The following is a 20,350-nucleotide window of genomic DNA, read 5'->3' on the forward strand; positions in this document are numbered from 1 at the left end:
TCCCGCTCAGCGAGCCTGGGCGCGGACGTCGTCGGCCCAGGCGGCCTGGAACTCGTCGAGCGACACGCCCAGCACGTCCCGGGCGGCCCGGTCGGTGGGGGTGCCCGCGTAGACGGCGACGACGAAGCGGAACAGCTTCGGCTCGCCGTACTTCGCCGCCAGGTGGTTCATCGCCGTGTGCCCGAGCCAGTAGTGGAAACTCACCAGGTCCGGGTTGTCCCAGTCGCCGTTGTCCGGCAGCTTCCCGTTCCACCCGCGCAGCATCCGGCGGGCCGGTGCGGTGCGTTCGCTGTCGCCCAGCGGCCGGCCGTGGAAGGCCACGTACTCGGCGAAGCCCTCGACCACCCACTCGTCGAGCGTGTCGAACGCGTCCACCTCGGCCAGGTTCGTCCGGGGCGACACCAGCGAATGCGCCACCTCGTGCCGGAACACCATGCCGGCGTCGTCGCCGCCGGTGCGGGTGAAGTAGGACGTGTCGGTGTCCACCACCACCCGGGTGCCGCCGACGACGAACGTCCCGTCCCGTCGTTCGGCCGCCACCATGGGCATCGAGAAGCCCGCCTCGGTGGCCTTCCCGGTGCCGATCCGATAGAGCGAGCCCATCTCGGCGCGGCCCTTGGCGAGCGCGATGACGAAGCCGTTCGGCACCGGGCCGGGCAGCCCACCGGCCCGCCACACCGCCAGGTCGTGGACGGCGGCGGCCTCGGCGGTCGGGGCGTACCGCTTCGCCAGCGCGGCCCGGCCGGAGTCGGCGATGACCAGGGTGTGCGGCGTGCGCTCGACGTGGATCTCCGGCCACCTGTCCCACGGGCCGGGGTAGTGGACCGTCTTCGAGCTGCCGTTCGCGGCGGCCGGCGCGCCGGTGACCGCGGTGACCCGGATCGGCGCGTCCCTGGCCGGGCGGACCAGCGTCCAGCGGTACCACTCGGTGACCGGGGCCAGGTCGAAGCCGTCGAACTGGTGCACGAAGGAGACGTCGAGCTGGAACGTGACGCCCTGGCCGAACGCGTCGCCGGTCCGGCCCTGCTTCTCGACGGTCTCGTAGCGGGCCACCGACAGCGGCAGCTTGGCGAGGTTGCGGAAGAGCCGGGTCTGCGCGGCGACCAGGTCCTTGCGGGCCGGGTCGAAGGCGGCCAGCCAACCGTCGAGGTCCTTGGCGGCCAGCGCCTTGCCGTGCCGGTCGAGCAGGGCGGTCAGCTCGGCGTCGGTGACCGTGACGCCGTTGGCCGCGGCCGCCGCCTTCCGCGCCGGGCCCTCCTCGTCGTCGCGCAGCCCGAGCCCGACGCCGACGAGCGTGCCGGCACAGACCGCCAGCGCCAGCGCGCCGGCCGCGAGCCCGATCCAGAGCTTGCGGCGGGAGCGCGGCGGCGGTGGCGGTGGCGGGAACGCCGGCCACGGTTGCCCGGATGCGGGAGGGGGGCCGGGGTGGGCGGGCGTGGGACCGGGGCCCGGCGGTGGCCAGCCCGGCGCCGGTGGCTGCGCCTGCGTCATGTGGATCCTCGCTCGTGCCGTCCGCGGGACCGGCCGGGCCGCGCGCCCGACCGGATGACGGCTGACATCATCCCCGGTCCGGGCGGCGGATTCTGCCCCACCCGCACGTGCCGGGGGGTTTGTCCGCCCGGGCGGCTGTCGGGAACCGGACGTCGAGACGTCCGCCACGTCCGGCCCCTCGGGCGGGCGGGACCGGCCCGGACGGTGGAAGACTGAGCGACGCATTTCCGCGGGGACGTCTGAGGGGAGGCGCCGTGCGCTGGCGCAGCTTCGTGGCGGTGGGCGACAGCTTCACCGAGGGCATGGATGACGCGTATCCGGACGGCAGCTACCGGGGTTGGGCCGATCTGGTCGCCACCCGGCTCGCCGCCGAGGCGGGTCCCGACTTCGGCTACGCCAACCTCGCCATCCGGGGTCGGTTGTTCCCGAACGTGGTGGCCGAGCAGGTGCCGTCCGCGCTGGCCATGAAGCCCGACCTGATCACGTTCGCGGCCGGCGGCAACGACGTGCTGCGCCGCAGCTTCGACCCGGACGTCTTCGTCCCGCGCTTCGACAAGGTGGTCGAGCGGCTGCGGGCCGGCGGCAGCGACGTGGTGCTGTTCCGGTTCGCCGACGTGATGGCCCGGCTGCCCGGGCAGCGGCTGGTGGCCCCCCGGGTGACGCTGCTCAACCGGGCGGTCGGCGAGGTCGCCGAGCGGCACGGGGCGATCCTGGTCGACCTCTACTCCGACGAGGCCTACCTCAACCCGATGCTCTGGAGCACCGACCGGCTGCACCTGTCGGCGGCCGGGCACCGGCGGGTCGCCGCCCAGGTGCTCGACGCGCTCGGCGTCGGCTGCGAGGAGGAGTGGCTGATGGTGCCGCCGCACCCGGCGCCCACCCCGTGGCTGGCCGCCCGCGCCGCGGACCTGCGCTGGGCCGGTCAACACCTGGCCCCGTGGATCAAGCGGCGGCTGACCGGTCGCTCCTCCGGCGACTTCGTCACCGCCAAGCGGCCCGTCCTCGGTCCGGTCGACGGCTGAGCGGTGCGTACCGTCCACGCCGCCGACCTGCTGCGGCTCACCCTCGACGACGAGCCCCGCGCCGGGTTGGCGGTGCTGGTCGGCGGCGACCGGGTCGAGGCGGTCGCGTCGCTGGCGGAGCTGACCGCCGCGTACCCCGGCGTGCGGGTGCGGCGGTGGGCCGGCACGCTCGGGCCGGCGCCGGTGCACGACGGCCCGCTGCCGCCGGCACCCAGCCCGCGCGAGCGGGTGCACGCGCTGTTCCGGCGCGGCGCCGCCGCGGTGCTCGACGCGCACCTCACCGACCCGGCGCTGCGGGCGGCCGCCGCGCGCAACGAGGTGGCGGTGCTGGGCGCCGCCCGGCCGGCGGCGCTGGTGGTCGGCGGCCGTGCCGACCTCGCGGTGTTCGACCCGGACGGCTCCTGCCGGGCGACCGTGGTCGCCGGCCGGCTGGTGCACCGCCGCTCCTGACCCACCGTGTTCACGAGAACTGGAGCCAGCTCCGGTCCGTCCCCCGCCCGGTGCCGAGGAACCACGTCCGGCCATGCCGGACAGCGACCGTGCCGTCCGGCAGGACGCCCACCGACGTGTCCATGTCCGGGGTCCGCAACGGCCCGCGCAGCTCGGGCACCTCGACGTAGCCACCGCCGGAGACGAATCCCAACCCGCCGTACGCGCTGGTGACCACCAACAGGCCGGCGCCGGGCGCGGCGATCCCTTCGGTGTCGGACGGCAGGTCCGGGCCGGCCTGCCAGCGGTCGCCTTCCAGCCGCCACACCCGCGTCTGTTGCGTCATCTCGACCAGCCAGACGTCGCGCCCGTCCGGAGCCAGCGCGAGCTGCCGGGGGGCGGCGGCGACCGACGGCATCTTCCGCCAGCTTGTGCCCTGGTCGGCGCTGGTCAGCACGGTCAGCCGATCACCATCCAGGACGGTCAGCCAGAGCCGCCCGTCGGCACCCTCGACCAGGACGTTCTCGGTGTCCGATCGCAGCGTGACCGGCGGCTGGTGGAAGTGCAGGCCGCCGCTCACCCGCAGCACGCGTTGCCGGTCGCACGTCGCCAGTCCGCCGTTCGGGGGGCAACCGAGATAGAGCCCGCTCGGGGTGGCGAAGACGCGCCGGACCGCCGCCGGTGGCGCCTTGTACGGGTGACTGGTGAAGCTGATCCCGCCGTCCGTCGTGACGAGGTAGCCCGCGCGCGTCGTCACGACCAGCGTATCCGCGTCCACGGGCAGGAAATCCCCTCCGCCGTCCGGCACCGTCGGCAGTCCGGCTCGCTGCCAGGTCACACCACCGTCGATGGTCCGCGCGACGGTCCGCCGGCACCCGCTCCGGGACTCGCCCGCGTCGACGCAGGTGTCGAAGAGCGCCCAGCCGGCGCGGGCCGAGACGAAGCGCAGGTCGGCCAGCTCGCCGGGCACCCCGGGCAGGGTGACCGTGCGGACCGTGAGACGGCCGGCCGGACTCGACGAGACCGACGGCGACGGCCGCGGTTCCGGCCGGTCGGCGCGGTGGGCGACCGCGAACGCCGACGCCGGCCCGGCCAGCGCCACCGTGAGCAGGCCGGCCAGCAGTCCACGCCGCCGTCGGCGGCCCCGAATCCGGCGTTGCGCGTCGGCCACCCCGGGCGGCCGGAAGGTGGGTGCCGCCGCGGTCTCGAACTCGACGAACAGTTCCTCCAGGTCAGGCACGGCGCAGCTCCGATCCGGTCTCGGTGAGGTGGCGGGCGAGCGCGGCCCGGCCCCGGGACAGCCGGGATCGGACGGTGCCCTCCGGCGCGCCGACCTGCTGGGCGATCTCGGCGACGCTCAGGTGATCCAGGTGGTGCAGCACGATCGCGCGGCGCTGGTCGGCGGGGAGGGTGGCCAGCGCGTCGAGCAATGCCACCCGGTCCGGCTCCGGACCGGGCACGTGCTCCTCCCGCTGCCGGGCCAGGTGCCGCACGGCGGTACGCATCCGGCGCAGCCGGCTGGTGGCCAGGTTCCAGGCCACCCGGCGGACGAACGCGGACGGGTCGTCGTACCCGGCGATGCGGGGCCATCGCTCCAGCGTCCGGCAGAACGCCTCCTGGGTCAGGTCCTGCGCCTCGCCGTGGTCGCCCAGGTACGCGTAGAGCTGCACCGCGATCCGGTGGAAGTGCGCCCGGTAGAACTCGGTGAAGTCCACAGGTGTGGTCCCGCCCCGGGGTGGCCGGGCCTGTTGCCGTGGGGTCATCGCGGTCCTCTGCGGTCGGCGGTGTTCGCAACTGTCACGTGTGACCCGCCGGATCCGCTGCATCCGGTCTTTCCGACCGCCTGATCAACCGTATGGTCCGGCCTGCCTGGCCGTTCCGTCCGGTGTGGCCCCTCCCCGCGAATCGGGATCGCCCGATGTCCGCCCGGCTGGATAACATCCGCTGCCCCCGTCGATCGAGTACGGGGTAGATCGGGGAAAGGTGGATGAGGGATGACCCTCATGCCTGACAAGAATCCACTTCGGACCGGCGGGCGGACCCTGCTCGCCGCCACGCTGTCCATGATGGTCGCCGCCGGCACGGTCGTCGCCACCGCGGCGCCGGCCGCCGCGTACGACGTCCGGTACGAGACCAACACCTCCTGGGGTTGGACCGACTCCAAGACGCCGGACAAGAACAACCTGAACCGCCCGGGAGACCTGCCGGTCGGCACCTGGAAGGACGCCAAGGGCCACCCGCACACCTCACGCGCCTACCTCACGTTCGACATCTCCCGTTACCGGGGAGCCGACATCACGTCGGCGGTCCTCGACGTCAAGGAGACGGCGGGCGCGGACTGCACCACACGCCCGAAGGTCGAGCTGTGGCGCACCGGGCCCTACACCGCCAAGTCGAGCTGGCGTAAGCCCCCGGCCGACCTGGCCCTGGTCGACACCCGGCAGCTCACCGACCAGTACGTCTGCCCGGCGCCCCGGGTCGAGTTCGACGCGGCCGAGGGGCTGCGCCAGGCACTCGCCGAGGGCCGGTCGACGCTGACCCTGTCCCTGCGGCTGCCGGCCGACCTGGAGCAGGACCCCACGTTGGCCCGGAAGTACGCCACCCGGGCCGGCATCTCCATCGACTTCAACTTCCGCCCCGGGGTGCCGACCGACCTCCAGACCACGAACGGCACGGCGTGCACCACCGCCCAGCCGTACCAGGTGGTGCGCTCCGCGTCCTTGTCCGGCGTGGTGCACGACCGGGACCTGAACGCCACCGGCGGCCGCGACCAGCTCACCGTCTCGTTCGCCGCGTGGCCGGTCGACCAGCCGGACGCACGGATCGAGCGGACGGACACCGCCTGGGACGGCGACCGTGCCGCCGGCCGGTTCGACCAGATCTATCCCCAGCCGTTCGAGCACGACCGGACGTACGCCTGGCAGATGCGGGCGGCGGACAGCCGGGCCACCGGCGACTGGAGCCCGACCTGCTACTTCCGGACCGACTTCCGCGGCCCGGACAAGCCACCGACGGTCACCTCCACCGCCTTCCCGGACGACCGCGAGTTCCACCCCGGCGTGCCCGGCGACTTCACCTTCGCCGCGAACGGCGCGGCGGACGTCGCGACGTACGGCTACTCGCTGAACTACGGCGGGGAGAAGACGGTCGCCGCGGCCGGGGCGGGCGGATCGGCCACGGTCACGTTGACGCCGCGACCCGGCATCAACACGCTGCGGGTGTGGAGCCTCGACGCGGTCGGCAACCGCTCGGCGACCACCGACTACGACTTCCTCGCCCGGGACGTGTCGCCGATCGTCAACGGCCGGCTGGACGAGATCGGGGTGCCGGCCACGTTCCAGGTGCGCTCGCAGCTCGACGGCGTGGTGCGCTACCGCTACCGCCTGGACGGCGACCCGGAGCGCACCGTCGACGCCGCCGCCGACGGCACCGCCACGTTCACCGTCACGGCGACCCGGGGCGGCAACCGCACGCTCTCCGTCACCGGCGTCACCGCCGCCGGGGTGGAGGTCACCTCCACGCGACAGTTCTCGCTGCCCACCGAGCCGAAGATCTCAGCGACCGTCTACGAGGAGTACACGACCGGCGGTGGTCAGGGCGTGCCCGGCGTCTTCACCTTCACGCCGCGCCTGCCCGACACGGTCAGCTACCGCTACCGCTTCGGCGACCAGGAGGCCACGGTCCAGGCGGGTGCCGCCGGCACCGCGTCGGTCACCTGGACGCCGACCGAGGCGGGCTGGGTGAACCTGGCGGTGTGGAGCGTGAGCCGGGACGGCACCGAGTCGGAGCCGGCGACCTGGTTCTTCGGGGTGCGGGACCTGCTGCCCGGGATCTCCTCCGACCTCTACCGGCCGGACACGTGGGCCGGCGGCCCCGGGCAGGCCGGTGAGTTCCGGCTCAGCTCCGAGGTGCCCGAGATGGTGGCCTACCGCTACCGCTTCGACGGCGGCGCCGAGCAGAGCGTCGACGCCGACGCCAACGGGTACGCCACCGTCGGCTGGACGCCCGAGCAGGGCGGGACGCACACCCTCACCGTGCGCGGGGTCACCACCGACGGGACGGTGTCGGCCGAGCGGACGTACACGTTCCTGGTCGACGACGCGCCCCTGGTGTCGTCCGAGCAGTACCCGAAGGACACCAACAGCGGGCTCCCCGGCGTGGCCGGCGTCTTCACCGTCACCCCGCAGCGCCCCGGCATGGTGAAGTACCACTACACATTCTGGGGCGAGGAGACGAAGACGGTCGACGCGGCGGCCGACGGCGCCGCCGCGATCACCTGGACGCCGGAGACCTCCGGCTGGCGTCAGCTCACGGTGATCGGGGAGACCGCGGACGGCACGACCACCCAGCCGCGGGAGTACACGTTCACCGTCCGCGAGCCGAAGCCGACGATCGTCTCCTACCTCTACAACGAGTACGACCCGCAGGGCGGCATCGGCGTGGCCGGCGCCTTCCGGTTCGACTCGGAGTTGCCGGACACCACCGCGTTCGTCTACCGGCTCAACGGCGGGCCGGAGCAGACCGTGGCGGTGACCGACGGCACCGCGGCCGAGCTGACCATCACCCCGGACCGGGGTTTCCGGAACACGCTCACCGTCCGGGCCCGCTCGGCGTCCGGCGAGCTGTCCCCGGAGGCGAGCTACTCCTTCGTGGTCAGCACCGCGCCGGCGATCAACTCCACCACCTATCCGTACGGTGAGCCGGGCGGCGGCGTGGGCGTGCCAGGTGTCTTCACGTTCACGCCCGGGCTGCCCGACGTCGAGTCGTACGTCTACCAGTTCGACAACGGCCCGGAGGTCACCGTGCCGGCGGGCGCGGACGGGTCCGCCTCGGTGACGCTGACGCCGACCGAGGCGCGCTGGTACCCGATCTCGGTGTTCGCGATCGACAAGGCGGGCAACCGCTCGAACTACGCGTACCACTGGTTCGTGGTCCAGGGCTGACGGCCCGCGCCCGACCAGGCCGGCCCCACCACCTTTCCGGGTGGTGGGGCCGGTGTCACATCCACCGCGGGCGTCCCGGCGTACCTTGGGGATCATGCCTGTGCCGAGCGATCCGCATCCCCAACTCCAGTCGTACGCCGACCCGCAGCGCCTGGTCACCACCGAGTGGCTGGCCGAGCACCTGGGCGACGAGGGGCTCGTGGTGGTCGAGTCCGACGAGGACGTGCTCCTCTACGACACCGGCCACCTCCCCGGCGCCGTCAAGGTCGACTGGCACACCGAACTGAACGACCAGGTCACCCGCGACTACCTGGACGCCGCGAGCTTCGCCGAGCTGTGCGCGGCCAAGGGCATCGGCCGCGGTGACACCGTCGTGTTCTACGGAGACAACTTCAACTGGTGGGCCGCGTACGCCCTCTGGGTCTTCTCCCTCTTCGGCCACGCCGACGTGCGGCTGCTCGACGGCGGCCGGCAGAAGTGGATCGCCGAGGGTCGGGAGCTGACCCGCGACAAGGTGACCCGGCCGCGCGCCGACTATCCGGTGCCGGAGCGCAACGACGCGCCGATCCGGGCCTACCGGGAGCAGGTGATGGCGCACGTGGCGGCCGGGCGGCCGCTGGTCGACGTGCGCTCGCCCGGCGAGTACACCGGCGAGATGCTGCACATGCCGGACTATCCGCAGGAGGGCGCGCTGCGCGGCGGGCACATCCCGGGCGCGGTGAGCAAGCCGTGGAAGTCCGCCGCGAACGACGACGGCACGTTCAAGTCCGCCGACGAGCTGCGCGCCATCTACGCCGACCAGCTCGGGCTGAGCCCGGCCGACGACGTGGTGGCCTACTGCCGGATCGGCGAGCGGTCCAGCCACACCTGGTTCGTGCTGCACCACCTGCTCGGCTTCCCGCAGGTGCGTAACTACGACGGCTCGTGGACCGAGTGGGGCAACCTGGTCCGGGCGCCCGTCGTCAAGGGCGACCAGCCGGGCGGCCTGACCCGTTGAGCGTCCCGGCCGGTCCCCGCCGCGAGGCGCGGACCGGCCGGTCAGCGGGCGGGCAGCGACACCGGGCCGGTCACGTCGCGGGCCACCCGGTCGACCTCGCCGGTCTCCGGTCGCCAGCGGGCCAGGCCGGTGGGGTCGGAGCGGAACAGCACGGCACCGTCGGCCGACCATCCGAGCACCTCGCAGCAGGCCTTCGCGCGGTCCTCGCGGCCCAGGTCGAGCAGGCGGGTCACCGCCCCGGTGCGGGCGTCCACCACGGCCACGCCCTCGGCCCCGCCCATGGTGCCGGTGGTGGTCCAGCCCGCCTGGGCGATCCGGTCGCCGCGCTGCCAGCCCCGGCCGTAGACCTCGTCCAGCCGGTAGCCCGGTGGCAGGTCGCCGGTGCTTACCGTCCGCTGCTGCGGCGCGCCGCCGGTGGCGGGGTACCGGCGTACGGACAGGCCGTCCTCCGCGCCGCCGAGGGCGAGCAGGTCGCCGGGGCGGAGCGGCTCGGGCACGACGAGTCCCCACGGGTCGACCGGCAGCTTCCGCGCCTTTCCGGTGCGCCGGTCCAGCTCGTACGTGGTGTCGTTGTCGCCGACGAGCAGCCGGTCGCCGGCCCACACGACGTGTTCCAGGTAGCCGCCGAGCGGGTAGCGGCGGACGGCGGCCTCCGTCAGGTCGACCACGACCACCTCGCCGGTCTGCGCGAAGGCGGCGGTCCGGCCGTCGGGGGACAGGCTGCCCGGTTTGAGCGGCACGGCCTCGTTGCCGCTGGCGTCCCGGGTGGGGGCGAGCGTCACCACGTCGAGTTCCCGCACCAGCCCGTCGTCGCCGAGCACGCGGATCGGGCCGGCCTCGCCGGTCTTCGGATCGACCGGCTGGCGCAGCGCCAGGGCCCGGTCGACCGGCCGGGCGGAGAGCGGTGCGGTGACCCGGTCGCCGAGTCGGCCGAGCGGATCGGCGACCAGGTCGAGTTCGAACGGGGGCTGCTGCACCGGTGACGCGCTCGGGTCCGGCCGGATCACCGGGTGGGCCGGGGCGGGTGGGCCGGGGCGGTGCAGCAGCGCCGTCGTGCCGCCGCCGATGAGGGCGACCGCCACGGCGGCGGCGCCGGCGGCCCGGCGGGCGCGGCGGACCCGCCCGGCCCGCTCCCAGCCCGCGGTGGCCGGTCGGCTCGGCCGGACGTCCTCCGCCGCCCGGGTCAGCAGCCGGGTCAGGTGCGGTTCGTTCACGGGTTCGCCTCCACTCCGGTGACCAGGCCGCCGTCGGTGTCGTCGAGGTCGGGCGCCACCTCGCGGAGCCGGCGCAGCGCCGCGTGGCACTGGCTCTTCACGGTGCCCACGGTGACGCCGAGCGCCTCGGCGGTGGCCACCTCGGTCAGGTCCTCGAAGTAGCGCAGCACCAGGACCGCCCGCTGGCGCGGGGGCAGCCGGTCGAGCGCGGCCCGCACGGTCAGGCGCAGCGCGTCGTCGGCGTCCGCGCCGGCCCGCTCCGGCGGGTGGGCGCTGAGCCGTTCCCGCCGCCGGCGTCGCCACCAGGAGACCGCGTCGCGGTAGAGGATGGCCCGCACGTACGCGGCCGGATCGCCGTCGCGCACCGTGGGCCAGCGCAGCGCCAGCTTCAGCAGCGCGTCCTGGAGCAGGTCCTCGGCCTGGTGGCGGTTGCCGCAGACCAGGTACGCGGCGCGCAGCAGCCGGTGCTGGTGCGCCTCGACGAAGGCGAGGTACTCCGCCCGCCCGTGCTCCGCGGCCCGCCCCATCCGGCTGCTCCCTCCGTCACCCGGCAGACGCCTGGGAGGGTGGAAAAGGTTGGGTCAGGTAGCGCTGGATCGTCGGGCCGACCCATTCGGCCAGTTCGTCGGGGTCGAGTTCGACCACGGGGGGCAGCCGGATGACGTACCGGGTGAGGGCGAGTCCGAGGATCTGGCTGGCCACCAGGCCGGCGCGGCGGGCGGCGGTCGCCGGGTCGGCACCGGAGCGGGCCACCGCCGTGGCGAGTTGCCCGGCGAAGATGCCGCGCATCCGTTCGGCCGCGCCGGGGTTGGTGCTGGCGGCGCGGAGCAGGGCGACCAGTGTGCCGTCGGCCTCCCAGCGGCGCAGGAAGTGCCGGGCCAGCGTCTCGCCGAGCTGCTCGGCGGGCACCTGGGCCAGGTCGGGCAGGTGCAGGTCGAACTCGGCCGCGGCGGCGAAGAGCCCTTCCTTGCTGCCGTAGTAGCGCATCACCATGGACGGGTCGATCTGGGCGTCGGCGGCGACGGCCCGGATGGTGGCCCGGTCGTAGCCGTCGGCGGCGAATCGTTCCCGCGCGGCGCGCAGGATGGCGGCCCGGGTGGCGTCGGAGCGGCGGGCGCGGGCGGGCGGTCCGGTCATGTGCACGACTGTAGGCCAACGCGCGTTGACATCGACGGTAACGTTAGTCAACAAGCGTTGGCAAACAGTTGTTGACCGCAGTGGAGGTGGAGCGATGCTGCCCGAACACACGGACGTCCTGGTGGTCGGGGCCGGGCCGACCGGCCTGGCCGTGGCCGTCACCCTGGCCGGGCACGGGGTGGCCACGACGGTCGTCGACCGGCTGCCCGAGCCGCCGGTCACCTCCCGGGCCGCGGTCGTGCACGCCGGCACGCTCGAGGTGCTCGACCGGATCGGGATCGCCGAACCGCTCGCCGAGCGGGGCCTGCGCTCCGGGCGGTTCACCGTCCGCGACCGGGACCGCGTCCTCGCCACCGTCCCGTTCGACCGGCTGCCGTCCCGCTACCCGTACGCGCTGCTGATCTCGCAGGCGGAGACCGAGGCGGTCCTCGCCGCCCGCCTCACCGCGCTCGGCGGGCGGGTGCTGCGGCCGTACGAGCTGACCGACCTCGACCTCGACGGCGCCGGCGCCACCGCCCGGTTCGCCGGCGGCGACACGGTCCGGGCCCGCTGGGTGGTGGGGGCGGACGGCATGCACAGCCGGGTCCGCGAGTTGGCCGGCATCGGCTTCGGCGGCCCGGCCGACCCGGGCGAGTCGTTCCTCCTCGCCGACGTGCGGGTGGACAGCGTGCTCCCACGCGACCAGGTCAACCTGTTCCTCTCGCGCGGTGGGCCACTGGTCTGGGCGCCGCTGCCCGACGGCACGGTCCGGCTGGTCGCCACCGTCGACGACGCCCCGCGCGAGCCGCATCCGCGGCACTTCCAGGCGCTGCTCGACGAGCGGGGCCCGGCCCGGCGGCCGGACCGGGTCACCGGCATGGCCTGGGCGTCCCGGTTCCGGATCCACCACCGCATCGCCGACAGCTACCGGGCCGGCCCGGTGCTGCTCGCCGGCGACGCGGCGCACGTGCACAGCCCGGCCGGTGGGCAGGGGATGAACCTCGGCCTGCGGGACGCGGTCGCGCTCGGCGACGCGCTCGCCGCCGGCCCCGAGGCCCTCGACCGGTACGCGGCGGACCGCCGCCCACTGGCCGAGGAGGTGCTCGGCTTCGCCGCCGGTCTCACCCGGCTCGCCGCCGCCCCGCCGCCCCTGCGCCCCCTACGGAACCTTCTGCTCCGCACCGCCTCCGCGCTGCCCCCCGTCCGCCAGGCCCTGGCGGTCCGCCTGGCCGGCTTCGAGCCCACCCCGCCCTCGCCGCCTCCCTCGTCGATCGTGCGGTTGCGGCCCCCGTCGGGTCCGCTTTCTGCCGTTCTGCCCGGGCCGGAAGTGCACGATCGACGAGGTGGGAGCGGGAGCGGTCCCCCCGAGGGTCTTGCGACTGGCGGGTAACCACGGCTCCCTCGCCTGGAAGGCGCGGTCTAGGCTGGCCCGGTGGCGGTGGAACAGCAGGCGCGGGGCGCGGCGGGCACGGCCCGACGCCGGTCCCGGCGGGACGAGATCCTGGAGATCGCGGTCGGTCTCTTCGCGGCGCGGGGCTATCACGGCGTGTCGATGGATGACATCGGCGCCGCCGCAGGGGTCACCGGGCCGGCGCTCTACCACCACTTCGCCGGCAAGGAGGCGATGCTGGCCGCCGCGCTGATCCCGGTCAGCGAGGGGCTGCTCGCCGGCGGCCGGGAGCGTGCCGCCGACCACCCGGACGACCCGCGCGGCTCGCTGGAGTCGCTGATCGACTTCCACGTCGAGTTCGCGTTGGCGAATCCGGCGGTGATCGCGCTGCACCTGCACGAGCTGGACCGCCTCCCGGACGAGCCGCGCCGCCGCATCCGCCGGCTCCAGCGGATGTACGTCGAGGAGTGGGTCGCCGTGCTGACCGCGCTGCACCCCGGCCTGCCGGACGGTGCCGCCCGGGTGCTCGCCCACGCGGCGTTCGGCCTGATGAACTCCACCCCGTTCCTCGGTGGCGAGGTGGACCGTCGACGCCGGGCGGAGCTGTTGCGCGGCGCGACCCTGGCGGCCCTGCTGGCACCCACCGACCCACCTGACACGCCGCACGCGCCTTAACGCATGTTAAGAAGGGGCCCCGGCTATACACCAGGCGTTAAGAAGGGGCCCTTCCTTGCCGAACATGTTTGATTCGCTGCTGGTGGCCAATCGTGGGGAGATCGCGCGCCGCGTCATTCGCACGGCCCGTCGGTTGGGCGTGCGGGCGATCGCGGTGCACTCGGAGGCCGACGCCGACCTGCCGTTCGTGACCGAGGCCGACGAGGCGGTCTGCGTCGGCCCGGCCAACCCGGCGCAGAGCTACCGGAACGTCGAGGCGATCCTCGCCGCCGCCCGGAGCACCGGCGCGCAGGCGATCCACCCCGGCTACGGCTTCCTGTCGGAGAACGCCGAGTTCGCCCGTACCGTCTCCGAAGCCGGCCTGATCTGGGTCGGACCCGGCGCGGACGCGATCACCGCGATGGGCGACAAGATCAACGCCCGCAACCTGATGGCGGCGGCCGGCGTGCCGGTCGCGCCCGGTACCACCGAGCCGGCGGCCGACCTGGACGCGGCGGTCGCGGCCGCCGCCGGGATCGGCTACCCGGTGATGGTGAAGGCCGCGGCGGGCGGCGGCGGCATGGGCATGGGGGTGGCCGCCGACGAGGCCGGGCTACGCACCGAGTACGACAAGGTCCGCGCGTTCGCCGAGCGCATGTTCGGGGACGGTTCGGTGCTGATCGAGCGCTACTTCCCCCGGGTACGCCACGTCGAGGTGCAGATCCTCGGCCTGGCCGACGGCCGGGTGGTGGCGCTCGGCGAGCGCGAGTGCTCGGTGCAGCGACGCAACCAGAAACTGGTCGAGGAGTCGCCCTCCCCGGCGGTCTCGGCCGACCTGCGGGAGCGGTTCCTGGCGGCGGCGGTCCGGGCCGGCGAGGCGGTGAACTACCGCAACGCGGGCACGGTGGAGTGCCTGCTCGATCCCTCGACGCAGGAGTTCTTCTTCCTGGAGATGAACACGCGGTTGCAGGTCGAGCACCCGGTCACCGAGTACGTCTACGGCGTCGACCTGGTCGAGGAGCAGTTGCGGGTGGCGGCCGGCCTGGCGCCGACGTTCGACCCGGACGCGCTCACCCCGCGCGGGCACGCGATCGAGCTGCGGGTCAACGCCGAGGACCCGAAGCGGTTCCTGCCCGGCCCGGGCGCGATCCGGACCTGGGTGGAGCCGACCGGCGAGGGCGTCCGGGTGGACTCCGGCTATGTCGAGGGCAACACCGTCACCCCGTTCTACGACAGCCTGCTGGCCAAGCTGATCGTCAGCGGCGCCACCCGGGAGGAGGCCGTGCAGCGCGCCCGGGCGGCGGTGGCCCGGTTCGAGATCGCCGGGCCGAAGAACAACCTGCCGTTCTTCGCCGAGCTGCTGGAGAACCCGGAGTTCCTCTCCGGCGACTACGACACCGGCATCGTCGGCCGGATGCGCTGAACCGCCGGCGCCGGACGGCTGGGTGTCACCGGTCGTCCGGCACCGGGACGCGCGCCGGCCCGAGCTGGTCGCGGCGGCGGGTCAGGTAGGCCCGCTCGGCGGCGTTGCCGGCGAGGTCGATGGCCCGGTCGTACGCCACCCGTGCGTCGCCGTCGCGCCCGAGTCGCCGCAGGAGATCGGCGCGGGCGGCGTGCAGGGCGTGGTAGTCGTCGAGGGCCGGCGCGAGCCGGTCGATCTGGGCGAGCCCGGCCCCGGCGCCGTCCACCTCGGCCACCGCGACCGCGCGGTTGAGCCGCACGATCGGCGACGGGTCGAGCAGCGCCAACCGGTCGTAGAGCGCGAGGATCGTGGACCAGTTGGTGTCGCGTACGGACGGAGCCTCCGCGTGGACCGCGTTGATCGCGGCCTGGACCTGGTATCGCCCGGGTGGGTCACCGCCGGCCGCCAGCGCCTCGATCCGCTCCCGGACCAGCGCCCGGCCCTCGGCGACGCGGGCCCGGTCCCAGGCGCGGCGGTCCTGCTCGGCGAGCGTCACCAGCTCCCCGGCGGCGGAGACACGCGCCGGCCGGCGGGCGTCGAGGAGGAGCATCAGGGCGAGCAGCCCGGCCACCTCGCCGTCGTCCGGGAGCAGGGTCCGGAGCAGACGGCCGAGGTGGACGGCCTGGTCGCAGAGGTCGACGCGGACCGGATCGGCACCCCCGCCGGTGAGGTAGCCCTCGTTGAAGACGAGGTAGACGACCGCCAGCACGCCGGCGCGCCGCTCGCGGATGTCGGCCTCCGACGGCACCCGGTAGGGGATGCCCGCCGCGCTGATCTTCTCCTTGGCGCGGGTGATCCGGCGCGCCATCGTGGTCTCCTTGACCAGGAAGGCGCGGGCGATCTCGGCGACGGTGAGGCCACCGAGCAGGCGCAGGGTGAGCGCCACCCGGGCCTCCATCGCCAGGGCCGGATGGCAGCAGGTGAAGACCAGCCTGAGCCGGTCGTCCCCGACCGGGCCGGTCGGGCGGTGCGGGGTGTCGTCGTGGACCATCCGGGCCGCCCGGTGCTTGGCGTCGCGCTGCGCCTCACGACGGAGCCAGTCGATCGCCTTGCGGGTCGCGGTGGTGGCGAGCCAGCCGCCGGGACTGGGCGGCACGCCCTCGTCCGGCCAGCGAGCCGCGGCGGCGGCGAACGCCTCGGCCGTTGCCTCCTCGGCGACGTGCAGGTCGCCGAAGCGGCGGGTGAGGCCGGCGACCAGCCGCGCCCACTCCTCGCGGTGGGCCCGGATGATCGCCTCGTCGGCGGACATCAGGGGCCGCTGCGCCGGGTCTGTCCGGGGCCGCGGAACCGGTGCACCTCGTGGGGCCAGTCGAGCGCGGTCGTGAGCCGCCCGGCCCAGCGCCGCGCCGCCTCGTCGTCGGCCACGTCCACCACGACGAAGCCGCCGAGGTGCTCCTTGGTCTCGGCGTACGGCCCGTCGGTGAAGGCGGGCCGGCCGTCGACCGGCTCGACGGCGCACACCACGGTGGACCCGTCCAGGCCGCCGTTGGCGAAGAGCAGCACGTCCTCGGCGAGCATCTCCTCGATCACCGTCCGGACGGCGGCGTCCTTCTCGCGCATCTGCTCCGCCGTGTGCTCGGGCACCCATTCGTCGTTGAACGCGATCAGGTACTCCGTCATGGTCGTCTCCTCCAGGTCACGGGTGGCGGCCCGACCGGCCACGGCACACCCACTCCACGAACGGCCGCGCCCCGATCCGACACCATCGGAGGATCTCCGGCAAGGCGACGCCCGGTGGTGGTGACACACTTCGTTCAGAAGGCACGAACGACGTCACAGCGAGGTGACCCCTTATGGCGGAACTGCCGGACCACGTCAGCATCCGTGAGGTCGGGCCCCGGGACGGGCTCCAGAACGAGGAGCCGATCCCGACCGACGCCAAGGTGCGGCTGCTCGACGCGCTGTCCCGGACCGGGGTGCGGCGGATCGAGGCCGTCTCCTTCGTGCACCCGAAGGCGATCCCGCAGATGGCCGACGCCGACGAGGTGTGGCAGCGGGCGGAGAAGGCCGACGGGGTGCGCTACTCGGCGCTGGTGCCGAACACCCGGGGCGCGCAGAGGGCGCTGGCCGCCGGCTTCACCGAGATCGAGGTGGTGGTGTCGGCCAGCGACACGCACAACCGGCGCAACGTGAACCGCTCGACCGACGAGTCGCTGGACGACATCGCCGAGCTGATCGACCTGCTGCACGGCGCGGGCGCGACCGCCGAGGTGATCGTGGCGACCAGCTTCGGCTGCCCGTACGAGGGCGACGTGGACCCGCGGCGGGTCGCCGGGATCGTCGACCGGGTCGCCCGCGACGGCGCGGACCGGGTCGCCTTCGGCGACACCACCGGCATGGGTACGCCCCGGCGGGTCCGTGAGCTGGTCACCGCGGTCCGGGACCGCAACGCCCAGCTGCCGGTGCTGCTGCACTTCCACAACACCCGGGGCACCGCGCTGGCCAACATGCTGACCGCGATGGAGTTGGGCGTGACCGAGTTCGACGCCAGCGTCGGTGGCCTCGGCGGCTGCCCGTACGCCCCGGGCGCCAGCGGCAACCTGGCCACCGAGGAGGCCGTGCACATGCTGCACGACATGGGCGTCGACACCGGGATCGACCTGGACGCCCTGATCGGGGCGGCGGAGCTGGCCGAGCGGCTGGTGGGCAAGAAGCTCCCCTCGGGCGTGCTGCGCGCCGGCCCCCGTACCCGGCTCACCCCGATGCCGAGCTGACCTCGTCCCGCCCACCCCTGCGGGGTCGCCGGAGGGGTGGGCGGTGCGGTAGCCTAACGATCGTTCAGGTCGGTGGGGTGGCGAGGGAGTCGGCGTGACGCTCGACGGTGAGGCTCTGGAGCAGTTGCGCAAGCGCGCGCGTGCCGGCGGTGCGGACAAATACCACGCGGCCAATGCCGCCAAGGGCAAGCTCTTCGCCCGCGAGCGGGTCGCGCACCTGGTCGACGAGGGCTCCTTCGTCGAGGACGGGCTCTACGCCAACGCGATGGCCGACGGGCTGCCCGCCGACGGGGTGGTGACGGGCACCGCGACCATCGACGGCCGGCCGGTCTGCCTGATGGCGAACGACTCCACCGTCAAGGCCGGCAGCTGGGGCGCCCGCACCGTCGAAAAGATCATCCGCATCATCGAGCGGGCCTACACGACCAAGGTCCCGATGGTCTACCTGGTCGACTCCGCCGGCGCCCGGATCACCGACCAGGTCGACCTGTTCCCCGGCCGGCGTGGCGCCGGCAAGATCTTCTGGAACCAGGTCCGGGCCTCCGGCGCGATCCCGCAGGTCTGCGCGCTCTTCGGGCCCAGCGCGGCCGGCGGGGCGTACATTCCGGCGTTCTGCGACGTGGTGGCCATGGTCGACGGCAACGCCAGCATGTATCTCGGCTCCGACCGGATGGTCGAGATGGTCACCGGCGAGAAGACCACGCTGGAGGCGATGGGCGGGGCCAAGGTGCACTGCACCGAGTCCGGCGTGGGCCACTTCCTCTGCAAGACCGAGACCGACGCGCTCGACGTGGTGCGGACCTACCTGTCCTACCTGCCGGCCAACTGGACCGAGACGCCGCCGGCCGCCGAGGCGAAGCCCGCGCCCGAGAAGGCCGACCTGGCCGCGCTGGTCCCGGCCAGCGAGCGGCAGGCGTTCGACATGCGGAGGTACGTCAAGGGCCTGGTCGACGAGGGCAGCTTCTTCGAGATCCAGGCGCTCTGGGCCAAGGAGCTGACCATCGGCTTCGGCCGGCTGAACGGCGAGGTCGTCGGCGTGGTCGGCAACAACTCGATGTTCAAGGGCGGCGTCCTCTTCGTCGACTCGGCCGACAAGGCGACCCGGTTCGTGCAGCTCTGCGACGCGTTCAACGTGCCGCTGCTGTTCCTCAGCGACGTGCCCGGCTTCATGGTCGGCAGCGCGGTGGAGAAGCAGGGCATCATCCGGCACGGCGCGAAGATGATCACGGCGATCTCCGAGGCGACCGTGCCGAAGATCTGCGTGGTGGTCCGCAAGGCGTACGGCGCGGGCCTCTACGCGATGGCCGGTCCCGGCTTCGAGCCCGACGCCACCATCGCGCTGCCCACCGCGAAGATCGCGGTGATGGGCGCCGAGGCGGCGGTCAACGCCGTCTACGCCAACAAGATCGCCGCGATCTCCGACGAGACCGAGCGCGCCGCGTTCGTCGCCGCGAAGCGCGAGGAGTACGAGCGCGACATCGACGTCGTCCGGCTCGCCAGCGAGCTGGTGGTGGACGCGATCGTCGAGCCGCACGAGCTGCGCGCCGAGCTGGTGCGTCGCTTCACCGCCGCCCGCACCAAGAACCGCGATTTCTCCCACCGCCGCCACGGCGTAACCCCCGTCTGACCGGTAAGGAAGGGCCCCCGCTTAACGCCTGGTGCATAGGAAGGGGCCCCGCTTAACGCTTCAGCCGCTCCCGGCGTCACGAGCGCCGGCGGCCCGCCCTTCCAGGAGGATCGACATGGACTTCCGGCTCGACGAGGAGCAGCAGGCGCTGCGGGAGAGCGTCCGGGACTTCGCCCGCGAGGTGGTCGCCCCGGTGATCGGCGAGCACTACGAGAAGCACACCTTCCCGTACGAGGTCATCCGGCAGATGGGCAAGATGGGCCTGTTCGGCCTGCCCTTCGCCGAGGAGCACGGCGGCATGGGCGGTGACTACTTCGCGCTCTGCCTGGCGCTGGAGGAGCTGGCCCGGGTCGACTCCAGCGTGGCGATCACCCTGGAGGCGGCGGTGTCGCTGGGCGCGATGCCGATCTACCGCTTCGGCACCGACGCGCAGAAGGCGCAGTGGTTGCCGAAGCTGCTCAGTGGTGAGGCGCTCGCCGGCTTCGGGTTGACCGAGCCGGGCACCGGTTCCGACGCCGGCGGCACCCAGACCCGGGCGGTGCTCGACGAGGCGACCGGCGAGTGGGTGATCAACGGTTCGAAGGCGTTCATCACGAACTCCGGCACCGACATCACCGCGATGGTCACCGTCACCGCGGTCACCGGCACCCGGCCGGACGGCGGCAAGGAGCTGTCCACCATCATCGTGCCGTCCGGTACGCCCGGTTTCACGGTCGCGCCCGGCTACTCCAAGGTCGGCTGGACCGCCTCGGACACCCACGAGCTGACCTTCGACGACTGCCGGGTGCCGGCGGCCAACCTGCTCGGTGAGCGCGGTCGGGGCTTTGCCCAGTTCCTGCGCATCCTGGACGAGGGCCGGATCGCCATCGCGGCGCTCGCCGTCGGCCTGGCCCAGGGCTGCGTCGACGAGTCGATCACGTACGCCAAGGAGCGCCAGGCGTTCGGCCAGCCGATCGGCAACTACCAGGCGATCCAGTTCAAGATCGCCGACATGGAGATGAAGGCGCACACCGCCCGGCTGGCCTACTACGACGCGGCGGCCCGGATGCTGGCCGGCGAGCCGTTCAAGCGGCAGGCGGCGATCGCCAAGTTGCACGCCAGCACCGTGGCGGTGGACAACGCCCGGGAGGCGACCCAGATCCACGGTGGGTACGGCTTCATGAACGAGTACCCGGTCGCCCGCTTCTGGCGTGACTCCAAGATCCTGGAGATCGGCGAGGGCACCAGCGAGGTGCAGCGCATGATCATCGCGCGCGACCTCGGCATGTGACCGCCACCCGCCTCGGCCGTC

At 73.7% G+C, this 20,350-nt stretch carries 18 protein-coding genes; 10 read left to right on the top strand and 8 right to left on the bottom strand.

Going from position 1 to position 20,350, the window contains the following annotated elements; translation table 11 throughout:
* Positions 1–6 precede the first annotated feature (6 nt).
* Positions 7–1,491 (bottom strand): gluzincin family metallopeptidase, encoded by a 1,485-nt coding sequence (locus GA0070213_RS11915; RefSeq protein ID WP_091061964.1) that lies wholly within the window; start codon positions 1,489–1,491, stop codon positions 7–9.
* A 254-nt stretch (positions 1,492–1,745) separates the two neighbouring features.
* Here GA0070213_RS11915 and GA0070213_RS11920 point away from each other — a divergent pair, with 254 nt between their 5' ends.
* Entirely contained in the window at positions 1,746–2,513 is a 768-nt protein-coding gene (locus tag GA0070213_RS11920) for an SGNH/GDSL hydrolase family protein (RefSeq protein WP_091061966.1), read from the top strand.
* Between the two features lie 3 nt (positions 2,514–2,516).
* Positions 2,517–2,963 carry an imidazolonepropionase-like domain-containing protein gene (locus tag GA0070213_RS11925; protein WP_091061968.1) on the top strand — a complete coding sequence of 149 codons (447 nt, stop codon included), beginning with the start codon at positions 2,517–2,519 and terminating at the stop codon, positions 2,961–2,963.
* A 10-nt stretch (positions 2,964–2,973) separates the two neighbouring features.
* On the opposite strand, the gene GA0070213_RS11930 is transcribed toward GA0070213_RS11925, so the two are convergent.
* Both GA0070213_RS11930 and GA0070213_RS11935 read right to left on the bottom strand, forming a co-directional pair.
* Positions 2,974–4,182, bottom strand: coding sequence for a cell wall synthesis protein CwsA (locus GA0070213_RS11930; RefSeq protein ID WP_091061970.1), 1,209 nt, complete (start codon positions 4,180–4,182; stop codon positions 2,974–2,976).
* Positions 4,175–4,705, bottom strand: a complete 531-nt coding sequence (locus GA0070213_RS11935; RefSeq protein ID WP_091061972.1) for an RNA polymerase sigma factor — start codon at positions 4,703–4,705, stop codon at positions 4,175–4,177. The genes GA0070213_RS11930 and GA0070213_RS11935 overlap by 8 nt, the downstream gene beginning before the upstream one ends.
* 231 nt (positions 4,706–4,936) lie before the next feature.
* Here GA0070213_RS11935 and GA0070213_RS11940 point away from each other — a divergent pair, with 231 nt between their 5' ends.
* Positions 4,937–7,885, top strand: a complete 2,949-nt coding sequence (locus GA0070213_RS11940) for a hypothetical protein (RefSeq protein ID WP_091061974.1) — start codon at positions 4,937–4,939, stop codon at positions 7,883–7,885.
* A 94-nt stretch (positions 7,886–7,979) separates the two neighbouring features.
* Positions 7,980–8,882, top strand: a complete 903-nt coding sequence (locus GA0070213_RS11945; RefSeq protein ID WP_091061975.1) for a sulfurtransferase — start codon at positions 7,980–7,982, stop codon at positions 8,880–8,882.
* Between the two features lie 41 nt (positions 8,883–8,923).
* Here GA0070213_RS11945 and GA0070213_RS11950 read toward each other — a convergent pair whose 3' ends face one another.
* From GA0070213_RS11950 to GA0070213_RS11960, 3 genes are read right to left on the bottom strand one after another with little or no spacing between them, the layout of a single operon-like run.
* Positions 8,924–10,096, bottom strand: a complete 1,173-nt coding sequence (locus GA0070213_RS11950) for a hypothetical protein (protein WP_091061977.1) — start codon at positions 10,094–10,096, stop codon at positions 8,924–8,926.
* Entirely contained in the window at positions 10,093–10,623 is a 531-nt protein-coding gene (locus GA0070213_RS11955) for a SigE family RNA polymerase sigma factor (protein WP_091061979.1), read from the bottom strand. Before GA0070213_RS11955 ends, GA0070213_RS11950 begins: the two co-directional genes overlap by 4 nt.
* A 16-nt stretch (positions 10,624–10,639) precedes the next feature.
* Positions 10,640–11,233: a TetR/AcrR family transcriptional regulator gene (locus tag GA0070213_RS11960; protein WP_175441304.1), complete on the bottom strand. Its 594-nt coding sequence runs from the start codon at positions 11,231–11,233 to the stop codon at positions 10,640–10,642.
* A 94-nt stretch (positions 11,234–11,327) separates the two neighbouring features.
* On the opposite strand from GA0070213_RS11960, the gene GA0070213_RS11965 reads away from it, so the two are divergent.
* From GA0070213_RS11965 to GA0070213_RS11975, 3 genes are all read left to right on the top strand, one after another.
* Positions 11,328–12,602: an FAD-dependent monooxygenase gene (locus tag GA0070213_RS11965; RefSeq protein ID WP_091061983.1), complete on the top strand. Its 1,275-nt coding sequence runs from the start codon at positions 11,328–11,330 to the stop codon at positions 12,600–12,602.
* Between the two features lie 42 nt (positions 12,603–12,644).
* Positions 12,645–13,277 (top strand): TetR/AcrR family transcriptional regulator, encoded by a 633-nt coding sequence (locus GA0070213_RS11970; protein WP_091061985.1) that lies wholly within the window; start codon positions 12,645–12,647, stop codon positions 13,275–13,277.
* A 64-nt stretch (positions 13,278–13,341) separates the two neighbouring features.
* Complete coding sequence (locus tag GA0070213_RS11975) at positions 13,342–14,679, top strand: acetyl-CoA carboxylase biotin carboxylase subunit (protein WP_091061987.1); 1,338 nt, start codon at positions 13,342–13,344, stop codon at positions 14,677–14,679.
* Positions 14,680–14,704: 25 nt separating this feature from the next.
* On the opposite strand, the gene GA0070213_RS11980 is transcribed toward GA0070213_RS11975, so the two are convergent.
* Positions 14,705–15,970, bottom strand: coding sequence for an RNA polymerase sigma factor (locus GA0070213_RS11980; RefSeq protein WP_425412819.1), 1,266 nt, complete (start codon positions 15,968–15,970; stop codon positions 14,705–14,707).
* Positions 15,967–16,338 (bottom strand): YciI family protein, encoded by a 372-nt coding sequence (locus GA0070213_RS11985; protein WP_091062401.1) that lies wholly within the window; start codon positions 16,336–16,338, stop codon positions 15,967–15,969. Before GA0070213_RS11985 ends, GA0070213_RS11980 begins: the two co-directional genes overlap by 4 nt.
* 182 nt (positions 16,339–16,520) lie before the next feature.
* Here GA0070213_RS11985 and GA0070213_RS11990 point away from each other — a divergent pair, with 182 nt between their 5' ends.
* From GA0070213_RS11990 to GA0070213_RS12000, 3 genes are all read left to right on the top strand, one after another.
* Positions 16,521–17,432 (top strand): hydroxymethylglutaryl-CoA lyase, encoded by a 912-nt coding sequence (locus GA0070213_RS11990; RefSeq protein WP_425412820.1) that lies wholly within the window; start codon positions 16,521–16,523, stop codon positions 17,430–17,432.
* Between the two features lie 94 nt (positions 17,433–17,526).
* Positions 17,527–19,059, top strand: coding sequence for an acyl-CoA carboxylase subunit beta (locus tag GA0070213_RS11995; RefSeq protein ID WP_091061993.1), 1,533 nt, complete (start codon positions 17,527–17,529; stop codon positions 19,057–19,059).
* 115 nt (positions 19,060–19,174) lie between these two features.
* The gene (locus tag GA0070213_RS12000) at positions 19,175–20,329 is read left to right on the top strand and encodes an acyl-CoA dehydrogenase family protein (RefSeq protein WP_091061995.1); all 1,155 of its coding nucleotides are present in this window, start codon (positions 19,175–19,177) and stop codon (positions 20,327–20,329) included.
* Positions 20,330–20,350: the final 21 nt, after the last annotated feature.

It is taken from the genome of Micromonospora humi (assembly GCF_900090105.1).
Lineage (GTDB): Bacteria > Actinomycetota > Actinomycetes > Mycobacteriales > Micromonosporaceae > Micromonospora > Micromonospora humi.